The organism is Parageobacillus toebii NBRC 107807 (assembly GCF_003688615.2).
In the GTDB taxonomy this organism is placed as follows: domain Bacteria; phylum Bacillota; class Bacilli; order Bacillales; family Anoxybacillaceae; genus Parageobacillus_B; species Parageobacillus_B toebii.
Genome location: NZ_CP049703.1, coordinates 2,122,175 through 2,141,144, shown reverse-complemented (window position 1 = coordinate 2,141,144; position 18,970 = coordinate 2,122,175). Strand labels below are relative to the sequence as shown.

At 42.5% G+C, this 18,970-nt stretch carries 16 protein-coding genes and 2 pseudogenes; 5 read left to right on the top strand and 13 right to left on the bottom strand.

Annotated features, from left to right (window positions below; genetic code table 11):
- Positions 1-13: 13 nt before the first annotated feature.
- From brxC to DER53_RS11045, 6 genes and pseudogenes are all read right to left on the bottom strand, one after another.
- Positions 14-3,583, bottom strand: coding sequence for a BREX system P-loop protein BrxC (gene brxC / locus DER53_RS11070; protein ID WP_062756374.1), 3,570 nt, complete (start codon positions 3,581-3,583; stop codon positions 14-16).
- 17 nt (positions 3,584-3,600) lie between these two features.
- Positions 3,601-4,194, bottom strand: coding sequence for a BREX-1 system protein BrxB (gene brxB, locus DER53_RS11065; RefSeq protein WP_062756372.1), 594 nt, complete (start codon positions 4,192-4,194; stop codon positions 3,601-3,603).
- Between the two features lie 4 nt (positions 4,195-4,198).
- On the bottom strand, positions 4,199-4,804 hold the full coding sequence (locus tag DER53_RS11060; RefSeq protein ID WP_062756370.1) for a DUF1819 family protein: 606 nt from the start codon (positions 4,802-4,804) through the stop codon (positions 4,199-4,201).
- A 257-nt stretch (positions 4,805-5,061) separates the two neighbouring features.
- The gene (locus tag DER53_RS11055) at positions 5,062-5,391 is read right to left on the bottom strand and encodes a nucleotide pyrophosphohydrolase (protein WP_062756368.1); all 330 of its coding nucleotides are present in this window, start codon (positions 5,389-5,391) and stop codon (positions 5,062-5,064) included.
- A 29-nt stretch (positions 5,392-5,420) separates the two neighbouring features.
- A pseudogene (locus DER53_RS11050) lies at positions 5,421-7,930 on the bottom strand (DUF2357 domain-containing protein).
- Entirely contained in the window at positions 7,899-8,648 is a 750-nt protein-coding gene (locus DER53_RS11045; RefSeq protein ID WP_244319555.1) for a hypothetical protein, read from the bottom strand. Before DER53_RS11045 ends, DER53_RS11050 begins: the two are co-directional and overlap by 32 nt.
- A gap of 130 nt (positions 8,649-8,778) precedes the next feature.
- Between DER53_RS11045 and DER53_RS17335 the strand changes: the two genes are divergently transcribed.
- The 4 genes from DER53_RS17335 (at position 8,779) to DER53_RS11030 (ending at position 9,845) form a co-directional block, all read left to right on the top strand.
- On the top strand, positions 8,779-9,069 hold the full coding sequence (locus tag DER53_RS17335; protein WP_244319553.1) for a helix-turn-helix domain-containing protein: 291 nt from the start codon (positions 8,779-8,781) through the stop codon (positions 9,067-9,069).
- Positions 9,070-9,197: 128 nt separating this feature from the next.
- Complete coding sequence (locus DER53_RS17330; protein ID WP_244319551.1) at positions 9,198-9,335, top strand: winged helix-turn-helix domain-containing protein; 138 nt, start codon at positions 9,198-9,200, stop codon at positions 9,333-9,335.
- Positions 9,319-9,675, top strand: coding sequence for a transposase (locus tag DER53_RS11035; RefSeq protein ID WP_121910045.1), 357 nt, complete (start codon positions 9,319-9,321; stop codon positions 9,673-9,675). The genes DER53_RS17330 and DER53_RS11035 overlap by 17 nt, the downstream gene beginning before the upstream one ends.
- A 2-nt stretch (positions 9,676-9,677) precedes the next feature.
- Complete coding sequence (locus DER53_RS11030) at positions 9,678-9,845, top strand: integrase (RefSeq protein WP_089097370.1); 168 nt, start codon at positions 9,678-9,680, stop codon at positions 9,843-9,845.
- Between the two features lie 424 nt (positions 9,846-10,269).
- Here the strand turns inward: DER53_RS11030 and DER53_RS11025 are convergent, their stop codons facing one another.
- From DER53_RS11025 to DER53_RS11010, 4 genes are all read right to left on the bottom strand, one after another.
- Entirely contained in the window at positions 10,270-10,785 is a 516-nt protein-coding gene (locus tag DER53_RS11025; protein WP_062756366.1) for a hypothetical protein, read from the bottom strand.
- Positions 10,782-11,501 carry an AAA family ATPase gene (locus DER53_RS11020; RefSeq protein ID WP_062756365.1) on the bottom strand — a complete coding sequence of 240 codons (720 nt, stop codon included), beginning with the start codon at positions 11,499-11,501 and terminating at the stop codon, positions 10,782-10,784. The genes DER53_RS11025 and DER53_RS11020 overlap by 4 nt, the downstream gene beginning before the upstream one ends.
- Before the next feature lie 23 nt (positions 11,502-11,524).
- Positions 11,525-12,037, bottom strand: coding sequence for an AAA family ATPase (locus tag DER53_RS11015; RefSeq protein ID WP_062756363.1), 513 nt, complete (start codon positions 12,035-12,037; stop codon positions 11,525-11,527).
- Positions 12,038-12,599: 562 nt separating this feature from the next.
- Complete coding sequence (locus DER53_RS11010) at positions 12,600-13,826, bottom strand: YeeE/YedE family protein (protein ID WP_062756361.1); 1,227 nt, start codon at positions 13,824-13,826, stop codon at positions 12,600-12,602.
- A 204-nt stretch (positions 13,827-14,030) separates the two neighbouring features.
- Between DER53_RS11010 and mscL the strand changes: the two genes are divergently transcribed.
- Positions 14,031-14,426: a large conductance mechanosensitive channel protein MscL gene (mscL, locus tag DER53_RS11005; RefSeq protein ID WP_062756359.1), complete on the top strand. Its 396-nt coding sequence runs from the start codon at positions 14,031-14,033 to the stop codon at positions 14,424-14,426.
- A gap of 57 nt (positions 14,427-14,483) precedes the next feature.
- Here mscL and DER53_RS11000 read toward each other — a convergent pair.
- The 3 genes and pseudogenes from DER53_RS11000 to hutU all read right to left on the bottom strand — a co-directional run bounded on the left by DER53_RS11000 (position 14,484) and on the right by hutU (position 18,852).
- Positions 14,484-15,807, bottom strand: a pseudogene (locus tag DER53_RS11000) (YjiH family protein).
- A gap of 93 nt (positions 15,808-15,900) precedes the next feature.
- Positions 15,901-17,175: an imidazolonepropionase gene (gene hutI, locus DER53_RS10995; RefSeq protein WP_062756357.1), complete on the bottom strand. Its 1,275-nt coding sequence runs from the start codon at positions 17,173-17,175 to the stop codon at positions 15,901-15,903.
- Positions 17,176-17,193: 18 nt separating this feature from the next.
- Positions 17,194-18,852: a urocanate hydratase gene (gene hutU, locus DER53_RS10990; RefSeq protein WP_062756355.1), complete on the bottom strand. Its 1,659-nt coding sequence runs from the start codon at positions 18,850-18,852 to the stop codon at positions 17,194-17,196.
- Between the last annotated feature and the right edge of the window lie 118 nt (positions 18,853-18,970).

The window sequence follows — 18,970 nt, the reverse complement described above, 5'->3', positions numbered from 1 at the left end:
CCCTTTGTTTTCACTAAACAAGCTTGATGATCGTGTCTTCCTTCAGTTCACTTTCAAGTTTGGCGCGAATTTCATTTAATAATTGTTCAATATCTTCTTGTGATTCAATTGTTTTTGCCCCTCGTAAAAGATTCGCAATGCTGATATTAACGGTACGTTTTGTTTTATAAGTTACTGGACTACCACCACTAATGACTTGCTCTCCACCCGTTAACTCAGAAAACGGTGGATTCACGATTGCTTTCGGTTTCCGTTTTTCTTGTTCTGCGCTAATTTCATTGAAACAACGCATTTTTAAGCGATCACTTTCTTCCTTCATAGCAATCGCTTCATAGAAGTTATTGACCTGCTCTAGCCGAGTTAACAAGTCGTCAAAACGCGCTTTAAATTTACTAAATAGCTCATCCTTGAAATCATACTTGTTGAGTTCATCAATGACTTTTTGATAATCACTTTTTACGACATTAATAATTGGTTGACATTCTGCTTCTAGTAATTCTGTAAATCTATCAACAAATGAATCAATAAGTTCAGGCAATCTATGAATTAGTGAATACGGACTTTTACTTTTGACAATCTTTCTAATTTTTTCGATTGTATCGTTAACTTCCGTATCAATCACGTATGTTTTATTTTTCTCATAGATTTCCAATTTATGAAGAGCATTGTCAAAAATGTCTTTTTGATTTTTGAAAAAGTCTTTTACCTCTGCCGAATATTTTTCGTAATCGAGTAAATCATCTTTCAACTCATATGCTTTCTCAAAAAATGCCATTGTATCTTTAATTTCTAGAAGTTGTTCTATGAACTTTTTGCCTTCGATTAGAATATCTTTTCCTGGATATTCCGTTTTTTCATAGTGAACAAGTAATGCATTAATGCGTGCAATCTCATCTTTTAGCAAGTCTTTAAAGCGATTCATTAAACCGTCCTCATCACTTGGAACGGCTGTGTAACCAAATAAATCACGGCATAACTTTTTCACATTCGCTACATGTTTTTCCGGTGGTTTTTCACGTTGTTTGACAACCACTCTGTCCACATAATCACGTTTGGTTAAATAATTAACTAAATCGCGGTCAGCCGTCGTTAAATAATCGCTATTTAACTGTAATTTAATCTCTTTAGCTTTAAATAACTTAATTATGATTGCTACAATATCAAGTTCCGTCCAGCCATATGGTTGATTCGTAAAATATGTCGTAATGCCTTTAACTGTCATTGGAAGATTTCGCTGTGTATTTCGTTTAATATAATTTCTCACTTCGTCAATTGCTAACTTGTTTTCTTCTTCATCAGTCAATGATAGCTGTACTGTATCTTCTTTTAGAAGGTCGTATAGCTCTTTTGGTGAATCGACAAACTCTTTCACATAATTCAACTTATTATACAAAGACTCAATAAGTACCCTAAAACCATCATTAATTCGATCAACAGGATTTTTTTCTTTAATTTCAAGAAGCTGTGAGTTAACATAAATTTCTGCGTTCTTCAATGCTTCAATTAATAATGTTTTAACCCGTTCTTTTCGTTCCGTTACTTCTCGTGATTTTCTTGCTTTAATATCTTCAATTACTTGTGAAACGGCAATACCACTATTAATTCGCAAATATGACTGGATTTTCAAAATTTCTTCCATCTCTTCTAAAAATGTTGTATCATTTGGAAGTTTCACAATAACATTGTTTTCACGCATTGACATCATTTTTAATTCTGCTTGGTTTAACTCAACTGTACTATCATAGTAAGGTGTAATAATTTTCAATCCAATTTGGTGGATCTGTGGACGAATCGTACGATCATCAATAATCGCATTAAATCCGAAATTATAACGAGAAGAGTATTTATATTTTTTATCTGGGTAAATCTCTTCAAAGATTATTTCCCCAATCTTTTGTATAACCTCACCTGAATCAATATGAATGTTTTTGATTTCCTTATTTACATCTTGCTCGTCATTCGTGAGGAATACATATTCATCGCCATTTTTCTGAATGAGCGTTTCTTTGATTAACCGATGAAGTGATTCCTCAACTTTTTTCAACAACTCCAACTTGTCAACATCAATATGATTCACCAATAATGTTGCGATATTTTCCAATTTTCCAGGCATTTCTTTGACATACTTAATTAAGAATAATAACTTTAAAACTTCTACATCGAAGTCCGTTAAACGAGAATTTTGTTTTGCTTGAATGATAACAGAGCGGATGCTTGCATCTAAAAATGCCTCTATGGTTTCATAAAAAGCAGAAAACGGTACCAATACTCCAACCTCTTCATTTGCATATTTAATCGCTGATTCTTGGAAAGCGCTTAAGAGCGAACGTTCTCCTTCCGCTAAATGTTTACCAGACGCTCCATGAATTCGGATACCTGTAAACACTTTTTGAAGAAGATTGAATTGGTACGGAATAAAAGGATACACGTCCGCAAATTCTTCTTCATCTGTATATGTTTTCATTTCTGGTGTATCTTTAAAGGTAATCAAGTTTTTAATAAACGAATACTTTTTTGGATAAAGCTGTTTTAACATTTTTTTAGCGTCGTCAGTTTTTTGCAAAATACGCTTTTTAATAACTTCATCTACATTGGCGCTCGACAAACTTAGACGAGTGTCAAAACGACCTTGAATTTTTGAGAAGTCGTTTCCTCTAACATTAGTAACTGAATCAATGTCTTGCTGGCTCGTGACAATTACCCAGCATTTTCCTCCACATTGAACACCTAAGTCTTCTACAACAGTTTGTAAATTTAACATAAGCTGAGAGTTGTCGCCAATGTATTGCCCCATTTCATCTACAAGGAATACAACATGATGATTTGGTCCCTTGCTTTCGATATACTCTCTTACTCGCTGGGCAAATTTTTCAACGCTTAATGAGTAGGTTTCTTCTACATTGTTATACCAATTCCGAGCCGCTTCTTCGCTCATTTTTGTTGTTCTCGTTAACGCTTCTACAATCGCGTCTTCTTCGTAATAGAAATCTTCTCGAGCATCTTCCCATTTGTTTCCTGAAATTTTTTCAAATTCTGCTTTAAATGCTTCATAGCATCCATCTTTGACTAAACGACGCTCCAAATCAGCTACCCAAGGGATTGAGCCACAAAATCCTTGCATTTCATTAAATACTTTATTAAATACTTTTACGATCGCATCCTTTTGCTGTTTGGAGTCGGCTTCGCTCTTTGAATCAATATTAAAGAGAATAACGTCCGCCGTAATATCCCCTGCTTGCTTCATGTCAGCTAAAACCATTGGATCGCTAATTTTATTCTCAAAAAACGAAATCGCTTTTTTTCCTTTTACTTGTCTATTCTCAAGTAAATAAGAAAGAATTTTTAAAAAATGTGACTTACCAGAACCGAAAAACCCCGAAATCCAAACACCCATTTTATCGGTATGACCAACGATACTTTTTTTATAAGCCTCAAAAAAGTCTCCTAAATGCTCCAGTATTTCATTTGTTACAACATATTCATCTAGTTCTTGATACACATTGGATTCGTCATCTTGTCCAACTTTAATAACTCCTTTGATATCGCGATCAATCGGTTTTTGAAACATGTCACGAATAATCATTCAACATCCCCCATTTTCTATGCGTACTTATCAATTAATTGGAAAGCACGATAATAATTATCGTCTTTAATTTCATCGAAAAGAACTAATTCCAAACCATCATAGGAGCCTGGAAAGAACATCACAACTGGCACGTAATCAAGTACTTTATGTAAGTTGTTTAAAATCGTATGGGAGCGAATAATAGGATACACTTTTCCGACCCCGGTTAAAAAAACAATATCGTTCGGCTGAACCCTTTCTGCAATATACTGAACTACAAGATCGTTATTTAACGTAAGCCTCAATGCTTTTTTTGTCGCTTTTAAAATAAAGTCGCTTCCTCTTTTCTGTTCAAGCTCAAAATTTTTCTGTAAGTATCCCTTGCTATCTAATATTTCAAGCATCACTTCATACAAATCAAACTCTCTAATGTAAAAATCAGAGCTTTCTGTATTCAATTTTTGCTTTATAAAGGCAATATGCTCACGCACCAACATTTCATATTTTGGTTCATAATCAAATATATAAAACCCAATTTCGTTACCTAACCCTTTGTTTTGCCGAAACGATGGGTCCGTAATTTTAGGGATAATTTGGTCAAGCCGCTCATAGATGGTTTTCGTTTTCATTCTATTATTTCACTCCCAACAATATATCTAAATATATTTTATCACCATTTTCTTGAAAATGTTTCGCGAAATCCGGTTCAACCACCGGTTTTATAATTTCACGGTCGCCTTTCTTATTTTTAAGCAACCCAGCTTCATACAGAACTCGAATATACACTTGTTTAAGCTTATAAAACGTATATTCGTTCCAAGAAGCAACTGTTTCGCTTTGCTCCCTCTTACTTTGGAAGAATAAACTGAAATCTTTATCTGTAATATGCGTTTCTCTTAAGATGAGTTTTTCTCGATAAACTTCACTCATAAACTCAAAAAATAAACGGTCCGTTTTCATAATCGCATATAACACGATTAACTTTGCTGTTTCGATTGGACCGTTTGCTAGTTTTTGCAGTAAATATTCATCTAACACTTTTATTCGTTTAATCACTGTTGCGGCAATTTCTCTTTTCCGGCTTTCTGTATTCACCTGAAAGATATTTTCCTTTAAAGCTTTTTCTTTGATTTCATATTCATTAAGCCCTTGTAAAATAAGACTTGCAACCTTTTTTGTTTCTAAAAACAAATAAGGTTTTGACTTAATTGTCGACCTATATTCTAGATTATTTACCATTTAAAACCATTCCCTTGGTCCGAAATTTCATTCTATAAACATAATACCATTGAGTAAAAAGGCGTGTCGACACTAACTTTATAACTAAGAACGTGTTGCAAAACACATAACAAATACATAAAGGCACATAAAAAATCCACCCACCTTGGAAGTCATATACAGTGACCAAAACCAACTACCAAGGGGTGGACACGATCATGATTTCCAATCGGAACAGCGAACATGCATCTACCAAATCAACCAATACTATTTCAATTTTATAATTCAGTATATTTCTTTTTCGACCCAAACGATTTCTCAATCGGATACTTTTGTTCATTTTTCTTTATTTTATCAAGAACTGCTTTTTCTAGGTCAATCCCTAATTCATGTGAAAGCAGGAGTGCATAAATGACTACATCGGCAATTTCATCTTTTATATTTTCCAAGTTCGTTTTTATAGCCTCTTCGCTGCTTTTCCATTGAAAATTTTCCAGCAACTCCCCTGCTTCCAGGCATAATGAAATCGCTAAGTCTTTTGGGGTGTGAAACTGTTTCCAATTGCGCGCATCGCGAAATTCAATGATTTTTTGCTGCAAGTGTTTCATGATTATTCCCTCCGTTGGTGCTATTTTCTTTAAGTTTTATCGCTATCCATCAGTCTCACCATCTCCTTAAACACCATCGATGGCTGTTTAAGCAAAGCCTCTACCGGAAGTGTTTTGCGTTCGGTTCCTCTTGTGATGGCAAGTTGTTGGTCTTCTAGTTGGATGACAATATCTTTGATTCGATACGCTTTAATTTTAGATGCTTTATCCAAGTATCGGTCATCCAGGTCAAAGCGGATGCGGTCGGACAGTCTCCGCAGCATTCTCCATAAGGCGATTTCTTCTTTTGATTTCATGAACAATTCAGGAAGTTCTTTCGCTTCTTTTAATGTGTTTAAAGTCGTCATCGTATAGACCGATATTCCATAGCCGACCGGTCGGATAATGTCCTTTAAAAAATGCCAGCTTTCGATCTCGAATCTCACGTACTCCTCTGAACTGTTTTTTGGCAGTTCGTTGATTTCGTATCGTTTTACAAACTTTACATCGGTGATCTTTCCAAAGCAAGTAACTCCATTGACCGGTGCCGCTCCTTGTTTTGGATAAAGAGCGATGTATTTCGCTTCCTGCCATCCTTTTTTCAGACGTTTGACCGGAATGTGATAAAACCGGTGCTTCAGATGAGCGTGATAGTTTTGCGCGCTAGGGACCATCCCGACAAGCACTTTTTCATCGAACGAAGACCGCCATTCCTCCATAATCCCTTGCGGCAAAATTCCTTCTTTTTGCAATTCCTCCGGGCTTTTTTCGATCAGCCGTTCGATCAATTGTTCGACTAACCGGGTCGCGTTTGGCAAAAACGGCAGTCCGCCGATATTGACTTCATTAATGCTTTTGTATAGCTTGTGCTCTTGATAGCTATCCTCATCGTACCAAGGAAATAACACATAAGCGCCAAAGGCGGTTCTTTCATAAGGACCGTTGTGGCGGACAACGAGCGAATCGCGGTAACGATGCATCGTATTGATATCTTCTTCCATCGGCCCCGGAATCTGATAACGCTTCTGGTAACTGCTTCCTTCGACTGCAAAATCGATGCGATATTTCGCGTCGAAAATGTAATTGAACGTATAATCTTTCCCTTTCTTTTCGATCGACAGCATCGTATCCGGAATTTGCGGAATGGTCGGCAGCCTTCCTTCGTATTTTTGATACGTCAAAATAATTTTTTCGCCCGTGTGCGGATGTTCGTATACCCGCTTTGCGGAGCGGTTTTTTCTAGATTGACGAATAGTCCGCTGCGATTCACTTGAATAATATCCTGGCTGACAAGTTTATACTTTTTGCCCAACAGTTGTCCGAGCTTCAGAAACGTCCAATACTCGTACAATGTCGCCACGTCTTTGACGGACATTTGATACAGCTTCCCTTGCAGCGCAAGGCCTCGTGTGACGATTAAAAAAATTTGATACGCATCACGATATCCCGGCGCCATTTGCAAGACAAGGCTCATGATCGAGCGGTCCAGTTTCCCGATCGTTCGCCAAAACGCATTGTTTGTTTTCGCTTCGAGCGCGCATATCATATTCATGATTTTCGCAAGCAAATCCGGGTCGGCTTCCACTTCGTATCGTTTGTTTTTTGACTGCACCTTTTCGAATAAATCACGCAATTTATCGATTAAGCGTACCATCATCCATTTGACAAAACGGTTTTCCAGCGTATCATACGTCAGTTCTTTTTTTGCTTTTAATCCGAAGATCGGCATCAGTGAACGGTGTTGAATTCTTATTCCGTTATGGACTTCGCAAAATAATTGCGGCCTTTTCCGCAAATAGTTTCTTCCTTTTGCATCCAAGCGGCCGAGCTGGTCTCCCCGCGCTTTTACATGGGTGGTCGCGAGCTGATGATGCGGCTGCCGCTCGATTTGGCGAATGGCTTGAAGAAAGTCGTGAAAATGCGCCTCCATCAGCCGGAAAAATTCGCTTCTAGAAGGAGTACCGTCTAATTTTGCTTTCGCCCGCTGATACGTTTTCTTAATAAAATGAAACGCGAGATTATAAATTTCATCGCTCACTTCTTGAAGAAGCTTTTGATAGTCTTCTTTATAATTTAATTTGGTCGGAAAAATTTCGATCGTCACTTCTAACAGGACTTTATCCCCCGTTCGGATTTCAAATGTCGATAATCCCACTTCATTTTGAAAATGGAGGTTTCCCATTAGTACGTATTGACTGCCGATGTTGACTCGGTCGACCGCTCTTCTTAACGATGGGTGTTCATGATAAAACGTTAATTCGCTATCGTTTTTCGGAAAAACGATGATTTGATAAATGCCGTTTTCAAAAAAGATCGGGCGGTGGCCGGCAGACCACTCCACAAGTCTTTGTTGATCAATATCAAATATCTTTACTTCGAAAATGTCTTCTCCTTTGACAAAAAACTCCATCGATTCGTGAAAGTCGAGTTTATGGTATTGCTGGAGTCCTTTATATTGCCCGTGATAAGGCTTTCCTTTGATTACGAGTGTTAAATGTTTCGTTTCAATATGGACCAGCTCTACATCCTCACGAACCAACCCAGAAGGAGGTAAAGCCATCGTCCGCTAACCTCCTTAACATGTGTAAAATTTTATCCGCGCTTTTCGGATATTTCGCGTATGTAAAATCAAGCAAAGCATCGTATTCCCCATTCAATTCAATGCCAGTGCAGAACGTAAATAGTTGTTCCAGGGCGCGCTGCACTCTCGCATCGCTTCCAGAGACGCGCGGCAAAATTTTCTGCAAGAGGCAATGATCAAACGCGTTTTCAAATTCCATCAGCTTTCCTTCTTCGTTGTAAGCGAGATAAAAGCAAATTTCATCTCGGACGCGATAACCGATGTGCGCTCCTAAAGGTTGTAAATAGGTATTGATTTCCACCAGCTCGCTCGTTGCTCTTTCGACAACATGCGGATATCGTTGATACACGTCTTTTAAATGCAGATATTTAACGGCAAATGCTTCTTGATTCAGCTTCATCGGTTCCACTTGCTTTAACTCTTTTAAAAAATCAAGATAGTCAAGCTGAACACGATTGAATTCAATCGTATTGGCGCGGTCCAATACTTTTTTGCTGAAAGGATGAGTCGTTTCATCCATATTGACGGTACCAATAATATAGACATTGGCAGGCAGATAAATATCCCGTCCCGCCATTTCTTTCGAAAGCAATTTAGAAGAAACGATTTTCCCGTTTTCCCAACGCCGGCTTTCCATCACGCTGAGGACATCGCTGAAATAATGCTCTACTCTCGCCAGATTCATTTCATCGAGCAAGACAAAATACGGCTCTTCTTGATTTTTTTCCGCTTCTATATAAATTCAGCTTGAATTTCCGACATGTTTAACTAATACCTCTCCTTGTCTATACTGCTCCTAAACGAGTAAAAAAGGAGCGGATTAATCAATGAAGAAAAAAGGATTACAAATTACGAACGATCGCGGTTGGACGATCGAACGTCTTCAGGAACAGGAAAGAGCCATGAAAAAAGCAAACATAGCAAAACGAATTGCAGTCATTCGTCTGATTATGCAAGGCTATTTGGGGATCCAAGCCGCTGAGCTCTTGAATCTCCACCGTGAGACCGTTTCGATTTACGTGCAAAAGTTTAATCAAGGTGGGATGGAGGCGTTATTAGAACATCGATACGCCCCGGGCAGAAAGCCGTATCTGTCTCCGGACGAAGAACGCGAATGAAGAAAGATGCTGGAAGAAAGCACTCCTGCCGATGAAGGATACGGCATTGAAACGGGCTGGAATACCCGGATTATTCAACAGGTGTTAGAAGAGAAATTTTCTGTCACCATGTCCCGTGGCGGTATGATATGCTTCATCGATGGGGATTTCGCTATACACGCCCTGCGTATACCCTCAAACGGGCCAATCCACAAAAACAAAAAGAGTTTCAACAGGAGATGGAACTCATAAAAAAACTTGTCCGACAACATGGTCATCATCTATGAAGATGAAAGCCATATTCGGGATTACCAAACTCTACGGGCCACATGGAGTGTTAAAGGGCGTCAAAAACAAATCCCTGCGTATGGACATCACGCGACCGTTCGCTTATTAGGTGGTGTGACTATCGAAACGGGGGAATTTCACTGTATGGAAACCAATCCATGCAATGCACAGGCTTTTCTGCAATTTCTCCAATACACCTTGGGCCAGTATCCGGACAAACATGCCGTGATGGTCTTGGATAACGCTAAGATTCATCATGCGAACATTCTGCAGCCTTTTTTATGTGAGAATGAAGAACAGTTAACTCTTGTGTTCTTGCCGCCGTATCACCGAATTTAAATTTGGTCGAACGGATTTGGGGATGGCTGAAAGAGAGCGTGATTGCCAATCGGTTTCATGCCAATCGAAAAGAGTTACGGGAATCGATTGTTTCGTTCTTGGAGCATCTCGCTCAATTTCCAGAAAAAGTGCTCCCACGCATCGGACAGGTAATTATGTCGGAAAATTAATCTGAAACTATAAAGATCGCGCATCGCCATTTGGAATGCTCCTTTAAAAGCTGTTTCTGCTATTATGATAAACTAGTAATTTTTACCTTATATTTTACAAAAATAACGACGAAACGTCTAATAATTCTTAAAAAAGAGTGATGCAAAAAGCCTATTGGATACATCCATAAAAAACACCACCTCTGCAGCACAACAACATGCATGGGATGGTGGACGTAATCGCTTCCCTTTTCTGTTTAATAATCGAATAACAAAAAAATTTGCTTTTCCCTCCCTCGTTGTCCATCAATATGTATCTGCCTTAATAATAAAGTCTATTTGTGAACGCAGGCTTGCACTGAGGGTGATTTGTGAAAATGTTCATATTTTATTTAGGCGAAATGACAACGGAAGGAATCGATAGAGGAAAACAGGATTTTTCTTTTTATGATCTTCGTCTCCTTGGCACTCTTGTTGGTTTTGCTGGTTCATATGCTTTTAGCCCTTCGTCGCCGGTAAGAATTTCGACTTCCCATCCATTCACTCTTGCGTAGTATTCAGCGACTGTTTTAATCGTTGCATCCCCAATCGATAAACGCTCAGACGCTTGCTTTGGCCATTCGGAAATGAGTTTATGCAATTCATCGTCTGTCCATAACTCCGCTTGCTCGGAAAATTGCGCCCAAGGGGACTCTTTATCTAACGCTTTTTGTATAATGTGAACGAGCCTTTTCGCGCATTCATATCGTTCTTTTGCTGCTTGGGCGATATGGTTGCCTGTTTCAATGATCGTTGCTAGCGGAAGGACAAACGTTGCCCCACGTTTCTCTTCTTCCGTCAAAAGCTCGTTTACACGCCTGTAGTCCCAAATGTTCCCTTGCGCGCCGCATGTTTCTTTGCCGGGAACTTGCAACCAGCAACATAAAATCAACGTATCAATGACAAGGATTTTTCGCTTCACCGCTCCTCACTTCCTTGACGAGACAGCGTTTCTTCGATTTCCCCTTCTGCCACTAGCTTGCCGATCGATCCGCCTGCAAGAAGCTTCGGCAACGATTGAATATCTTCTAATGGTGTCAATTCACTTGCCCCGTCCTCCATCGAACGATGAGCAACAATAATAAACGGAATCATTTCCGGTCCCAACTCATCCAGTAACGCCGGATTATGTGTTGTCATCAAAATATCAATTTGTCGATCGGTGCCAATTTCATTTAACATATCAATTAAAATTCCCGCACGGGAAGGGTGTAGGCCATTATCAATTTCTTCGATCACAATAAGACTTCCTTTCGGACGGGTCAATAATGCCGTCAAAATTCCGATAAAACGTAGCGTGCCATCCGACATGCCGCGCGCATCGACAATCAACTTTTTGTCGCTTCCCGGCCATTGCTCTTCACAGTACAGCATCGCATCTGTTTTAAAACGGCCGACCGGCTCCGCCCAAACTCGCTGGACATCTCCTTCCGGAAGGCGGGAGACGTATTTTGAAAGCAATTTTTCCATTTGTTTCTTTTCTTCTTTCGGCAATGCCGCCAGCACTCCTGCTACATTAGAGGCATTGCTCGCAAGGCGGTTGGAAAACGGTTTATAATCACGCATCAAAGCAGGAGCGGGATCTAATATAAAAACATTTTCCAATGTATGCACAACAAGTTGTATAGCTTCATCCACTTCAGGATGTGTTTCTTGGTTTTTTAATTGGCTAATAACCGATACAGAACGTTTGAACGGTTTCTTTTTTGGGCGTCTTCCATTATAAACTGAAGCAGCAACCGTCGGGCTCTGTCTTCCTCTGCTGTAGCAGTGAATAATTTTGTCCGTTTGTTCATTTTTCTATCTATTTTCACTAATGACTCTGAAACAAGCTCCACATCGGATTTTGTACTCACTTCAATGCTATAATGATAGTCTGTTTCTTCATCGCCTTCGATAACCACTTCTAATATAAAAGAAGAATGTGGATGCTTAGCAGCCCATTCAACACCACCGCGTATCGCTTGAATGTTCGCTTCTAAAAGAAGAGCAGAATCTCCCGATAAAATCGTCTGTAGCTCTTTTCCTTGTACCACTCGGCTCAAAAAAGCAATACCGTCTAACGCGTTCGATTTTCCGCTTGCGTTCGTTCCAATTAAAACCGTTAACGGATCAATGTATAATGTTGCATTAGAAAAACTTTTCCAATTTTTATAATGAACTTCTTTCAACATTCGATCACTTCCTAATCAAACTTCCATTTATCAAGTAGGTAATCCAGAAAAATCATTGTCTAATAAAAAACACTTATAATTAGGAACGATCCATACTTACAACCTAATTACAAGAAAGGTTTTATTGAAAATTATACCATATTTCGAGTATTATTATAGGTTGTCTCCTGCTCCTTTCCTATTTCCTATATATATTTAAACAAGGTGCGATGCGCTGCATAAACAACAGCAAGCTGTACAAAATGTTGACTCGCTAGGAATAATGGAGTCAATATTAGTACCGTTAGTTAATGCATAGTAGAGAAAATCTGCAAAAAATCTCATCCACGGGATATCGGCAAAAAGAAACCGGCTTCCTCCTTGCACACTACCGAGGAGGAAGCCAGTTTTTTCGATAATAAACAGCACAAGAAGATCGTCAATGCTCTCCCTATACGTTTTCTAACTGCAAATCATGCAATACGTAATTTTTCTTCGTTCATCTAGAAAACAGATCGAAAACCGTAAAAACTGATTTTAAAAAAGAGAAAGCGCCCTCGCGCTTTCTCTTTTCCGTCCTTTTTCAGTTTTTATACGCACAATACGGACGCAGTTTGACGCCGATGATGCTGCCGAGAAAGGCGAAGACAAACCAAATCCAGCCGTGGACGCTGAAAGAGGCGATGCCGCTGAAGTAAGCGCCGATGTTGCAGCCGAACGCAAGACGAGTGCCGTAACCCATCATCAATCCGCCGATAAGGGCGCCGATCGTCATGCGCGATGGGCGCTTCCATTGAATCGGTTTTGCGTATCGTCCCGCAAAGGCCGCGGCTAATAGCGCGCCGAACATCAAGCTAATATCCATTACTGTTGTTGTGTCTTGATATAACGGGCTTTTTAGCGCCTTTAATTTCGCTGGATCCTGCCAATATGCCCACTCGGTTGGATCGACGCCAAACAATTGCACGAATTTCGCTCCCCAAAGAGCGAACGCGGAGGTAATGCCCCACGGTTTGCCGTTGATCATTAATACAAGAGCATTCATAACGGCGAGTAAAAGCGCGCCGACAAGAAGCGACCATGGTCCTTTATAAATTGCTTTCCAGCCGTTTTTGTTTTCGATTTTCGCTGAAATCAGCTTTCCGTGACGACGTTTTTCGATAACGGTCACGACGTAATAAACGAACGCCAATAGCACAAGTTGAAGGAGAAAGCCTCCGACAGCGCCAAGTTGATGAATGAGTGAAATTGGCGCAAAATGCGGTGTATTCATCCAAAAATCAAAATGAGTCGTCGCAATAACAGAACCGGCAATAAATCCGATTAATGTGACGATTCCGTTTACGTCCCCTCCGCCAATATGGTAAAGCGTCCCTGAAGCACATCCGTCGCCAAGCTGCATGCCGATTCCGAAAATAAACGCGCCGACAATGACAGAAATGCCGACATCATGAACGTTTCCCGCAACCGGATGACCAAATATCGACCCTTTCAACAATAGCGGCATGAAGAAAATGCTTGCTACTAACATCATAATCATTTGTGCGCGAATGCCTTCACCTTCACGATACAAAATGAATTTGCGCCAAGCGGTCGTAAAGCCAAAACGAGCTTGATATAACACGAAACCTCCAAAAGCTCCTAACACATATAAAAGCGCTTGTTGCCAAGAAACGCGACTATATAAAAACAAAGCACCACCGATTAATGCGACTAACGCTACAGCGATAATAAACGAAGTCGGATTTTTCGGGGTGTTCGTTTCTTGTTTTACTTGTATATTCGTTTGTTTTTTCACAACAATATCCAACTTATCTTCCCCCTTTACTTTGATAAATTAATAATACAATAAATTTGATGGATTTTCTAGGGCTTTTGTTTGTAAGTTTCAACGGTCAATAATGCTATACAAATTAATTTGTTATTTTATTCCAATAAATCAAAATGACTAGAATCTGATCAAACTGATATGTTATATTTCTTTGTACGTGAAATTCAAATACAGGGTGATTTTATGTGGAAAGAATTTAAAGAATTTGCCATGCGTGGAAATGTCGTGGACTTGGCTGTCGGGGTCATTATCGGCGGAGCGTTTGGCAAAATCGTTTCCTCCCTTGTCAATGACATTCTTATGCCGCTTGTTGGCTTGTTGCTGGGCGGTGTTGATTTTAGCGGACTGTCGTGGAAATTTGGCAAGGCCGTGGTGAAATATGGCATGTTTATCCAAACCGTCGTTGATTTTTTCATTATCTCCTTTTCAATCTTCGTTTTTGTCAAAGTGTTGAATAAGCTGTACTGGCACAATAAAAAGGAAGAAGAGATCAAAGATACGGCGCCGACTTTAACGAAGGAAGAGGAGCTGTTGATGGAAATCCGCGATTTGTTGAAACAGCAGCGGGAAATGCAATGAGCGAAAATAAAACGAAAAGAGCCTGCCCGAGATGAATGGACAGGCTCTTTTTTATCTTCACAGCAGCAAATACGCGATCGGCGTAGCGATTATAAGCGTCAAAATCGTCCGCTCGGCCCAAATGACTAATAGCTTTGGAATACTGATCGGGATTTCCGTTGCCAAAATACAAGGAATAACAGCGGAAAAGAACAAAATGGCGGAAATCGAAACGACCGCGATGATGAATTTAGTGACGAGAGGTGCTTCCGTTACAAGCAAGGCTGGCAAAAACATTTCCGCAATCTCGATCGCTGATGCTTTGGCAGCAAGCAATGGCTCCGGAATTTGCAATAGAAGGGTAAATGGATAGAAAAGATAGCCGAGCCAATCAAACAGCGGCGTATATTCAGCAAGCAGCAGCCCAATCAGTCCGACCGACATGATCGACGGCAAAATGCTCATCGTCATGATAAAACCATCTCTGAAGTTTTCCCACACATTCGTCCAAAGCCCTTTCGAATGCTGCACCGCTTTCATCGCTTCTGACCATGCTTCTTTCAAGTAATTTCCCGTAACTTTTTCCTCAGGGTCACCTTTGCCATCATAATAGTCATCGCTCATTTTGCTTAGCGGCCATAACCGGACGGTAATAGCCGTAACCACAAAAGTTACAAAAAACGTCACCCAAAAATACGTATTCCATATGTTCATCAACCCCAGCGTTTTCGCCACAACGACCATGAACGTCACCGATACGGTCGAAAAGCCGGTGGCAATTATGGCCGCTTCTTTAATCGTGTATTTTCCTTCTTTAAATACTTTGTTCGTAATGAGCAGGCCAAGTGAGTAACTTCCGACAAACGATGCAACGGCATCAATCGCCGAGCGTCCTGGCGTTTTCCAAATCGGCCACTGGTTGCATCAAAACTCCGACAAATTCCAAAAGCCCGTATCCGACTAAAAGGGCGAGGAAAATGGAACCGATCGGCACTAACAGACCAACGGAGATGACGAGTTTATCGTACAAAAACGGTCCCATGTCCGGTTTGAACAGCCAAGATGGACCGATTTTAAACATTAACATTATCGCTACCATCAGTCCTAATACTTTTAACAAGGAAAAAACGATCGCAACCACATCTTTGTTCCACGTTTTAGTGTAAAACGGATATACAGCGCCTAAAGCAATCACGATGAGCGCGTAATACGGTACAAGCGCCGGAAACTGCATACGTATCCATGAGACGATATGGTCAAGCATAATCGAGGACGTCTCCCCAATTTGGACGGGAACGAAAAACATGAAAATGCCAATCGCGCTGTAAATGAAAAACTTCCAAGCCTGACCAGTGGAAGTTTGTACCGGAAGCGAAGGCTGTTTGCTTGTATTTACTTTCATTTTCCCCACCACCTTGTTTTCATTTGTTTAAAAATTCAGTCTTTTATGGTTAAAAAGCACGCGCTAGAAGCGCGTGCTTTTGGTTGCCAACGCCTAGTAACAAAGCCTCCCGCTTTTCACCACCACCCGGCCGTTTTTCACGACCGTATCGGTATGGTTCATGCCGTAATGGTAGATGAGCTGCATATAATTCGGGACGTCGAAAAGGACCAAATCGGCTTTTTTTCCGACTTCAATGCTTCCAATTTCATGGCCGCGGTTGATCGCGTGCGCGGCGTTGATCGTGACGGCCGCCAGCGCTTCGGCAGGGGTCATGCCCATCTGCAGGCAGCCGAGGTTCATGATCAGCGGGAGCGATACGGTTGGAGAGGAGCCGGGATTGCAGTCGGTGGAAAGCGCGACCGCTGCGCCGGCGTCGATGATCTTGCGGGCATTGGCGGCCTTGGTCATCAGGAAAAACGCCGTGCCCGGTAGCAGCACCGCAATCACTCCTTTTTCCGCCATGCGGCGAATGCCTTCGTCCGAAGCGCGTAGGAGATGGTCGGCGGAAACCGCCCCGACTTCCGCGGCCAGCTCCGCGCCGCCGTATGGCTCGATTTCATCGGCATGAATTTTCGGCATCAGCCCGTACGCTTTTCCTGCCTCTAAAATGATTCTTGCCTGTTCTGGAGTGAACACGCCGCGTTCGCAAAAGACATCATTAAATTCGGCAAGCCCGAGCTCGCTTACTTTCGGAATCATCTCTTCAACGATGACGCGGACAAAGCCGTCAGGATTGTCTTTCCACTCGGCGGGTACGGCATGCGCTCCCATAAACGTGGACACGACATCGACGGGATGGTTTTCATCGAGCTGTTTCGCCACCGTCAGCTGTTTGACTTCGTGCTCAAGACTCAAGCCATAGCCGCTTTTCGCCTCCACGGTCGTGACGCCGTGAAGCAAAAACTGATCGAGCCGCCGCTTGCTTTCTTCATACAATGTTTCTTTCGATGCTTCCCGAGTTGCTTTTGTCGTCGCGTGAATACCGCCGCCGGCGTTCATTATTTCCATGTATGTCGCCCCGCTAAGACGCATCGCGAATTCGCTTTCGCGACTTCCCGCATATACGAAATGCGTGTGCGGATCGACAAGCCCCGGTGTCACCGTTTTCCCTGTCGCATCGACGATCTCCGCTTCCGCGATTCGCTCTTGAAATTGCTGCGAAAGCTCCTCGTCCGTTCCAACAGCGGCAATTTTTCCATCTTCTACCCAGACGCTGCCATTTTCAATGATATGAAGTTCGTTCATTTTCTCCTTCACAAGCGGGGCCGTGGAGCTGCCGGCCAGCGTCACGAGCTGGCTGGCGTTGCGGATAAACAGTGGGCGCATGCGCCTTCCTCCTTTCGTTTATTTCAGCATCGGCATATGGATGCCTTTTTCTTTCGCTGTTTGGATGGCGAGTTCATAGCCAGCATCAGCGTGGCGGACAACGCCAAGGCCCGGGTCGGTCGTCAAGACGCGCTCGAGCCGTTTTTCCGCTTCTTTCGTGCCATCGGCGACAATGACCATTCCCGCATGAATCGAATAGCCCATGCCGACGCCGCCGCCATGGTGCACCGATACCCAGCTTGCACCGCCAACCGCGTTAAGAAGCGCGTTTAAAATCGGCCAGTCGGCGATCGCGTCACTGCCGTCTTTCATTCCTTCCGTTTCGCGGTTTGGCGAGGCGACAGAACCGGAATCCAAATGATCGCGGCCGATGACGATCGGCGCTTTCAGCTCGCCTTTCGCCACCATGTCGTTAATGATTTTGCCAAATTTCGCCCGTTCGCCGTAGCCGAGCCAGCAGATGCGCGCCGGCAGCCCTTGAAACTGGATTTTTTCCCGCGCCATGCGGATCCAGTTGCACAAATGCTGGTTGTCGCTGAATTCGCGCAAAATGACTTCATCGGTTTTGTAGATGTCTTCCGGATCCCCTGACAGGGCCACCCAGCGGAACGGCCCTTTCCCTTCGCAAAAGAGCGGACGGATGTAGGCGGGAACAAAACCTGGAAAATTAAACGCCTCTTCCACTCCTTCATCTTTCGCGACTTGGCGGATATTGTTGCCGTAATCGAATGTCACTGAGCCTTGTTTCTGCATGGCGAGCATCGCTTTGACATGTTCGGCGATCGATTGTTTGGCGCGGCGGATATACTGCTTCGGATCGCGCTGGCGCAGCTCAGCCGCTTCCTCGAGCGTCATGCCCGCCGGAATGTAGCCGTTAAGCGGATCGTGGGCGGACGTCTGGTCTGTCAACACGTCCGGAATAAAGCCGATTTCGATCATTTTCGGTAGCACTTCTGCCGCGTTGCCAAGCAGGCCGATCGATAGCGCTTTTCCTTCTTCCTTCGCCCTTTTCGCCATCTGGATCGCCACATCGAGACGATCGGTCATCGTGTCTAAATATTTCGTGTCAATGCGGCGCTGGATGCGGGCTGGGTCCACTTCGACGGCAATGCAGACGCCGCCGTTTAACGTGACGGCGAGCGGCTGTGCTCCCCCCATGCCGCCAAGACCTGCCGTCACCGTAATTGTTCCTTTTAGCGTGCCGCCATAGTGCTGACGCGCCACCTCGGCAAACGTTTCGTACGTGCCTTGCACGATGCCTTGGCTGCCAATGTAAATCCAGCTTCCTGCCGTCATTTGGCCATACATGATTAATCCTTTTTTATCAAGTTCGTGGAAATGATCCCACGTTGCCCAAGCAGGCACAAGATTCGAGTTGGCGATTAACACCCTTGGCGCATCCGTGTGCGTTTTAAATACCGCGACTGGCTTTCCCGACTGAATGAGCAGCGTTTCATCGTTTTCTAAGTTTAATAGCGTTTCGACAATCGCCCCGTAGCACTCCCAATTGCGCGCCGCTTTGCCGATGCCGCCGTAGACAACCAAATCTTCCGGGCGCTCGGCCACCTCTGGATGTAAGTTGTTGTTCAGCATTTGTAACGCGGCCTCTTGAATCCAGCCTTTCGCATGCAAAGTAGAACCGGTGTATGCTTGCACTGGCCGGTGTTTCGTTACCATCGTGATCCCCTCCATTTTCCTTTGTTTTTAACCAATAAAACTTGTCAGCTTGCCGTTAGGATGAATGTCGAATAAGAGACGTTTTTCGCCGTCTCGATGGTCCGACTTAATCATTATT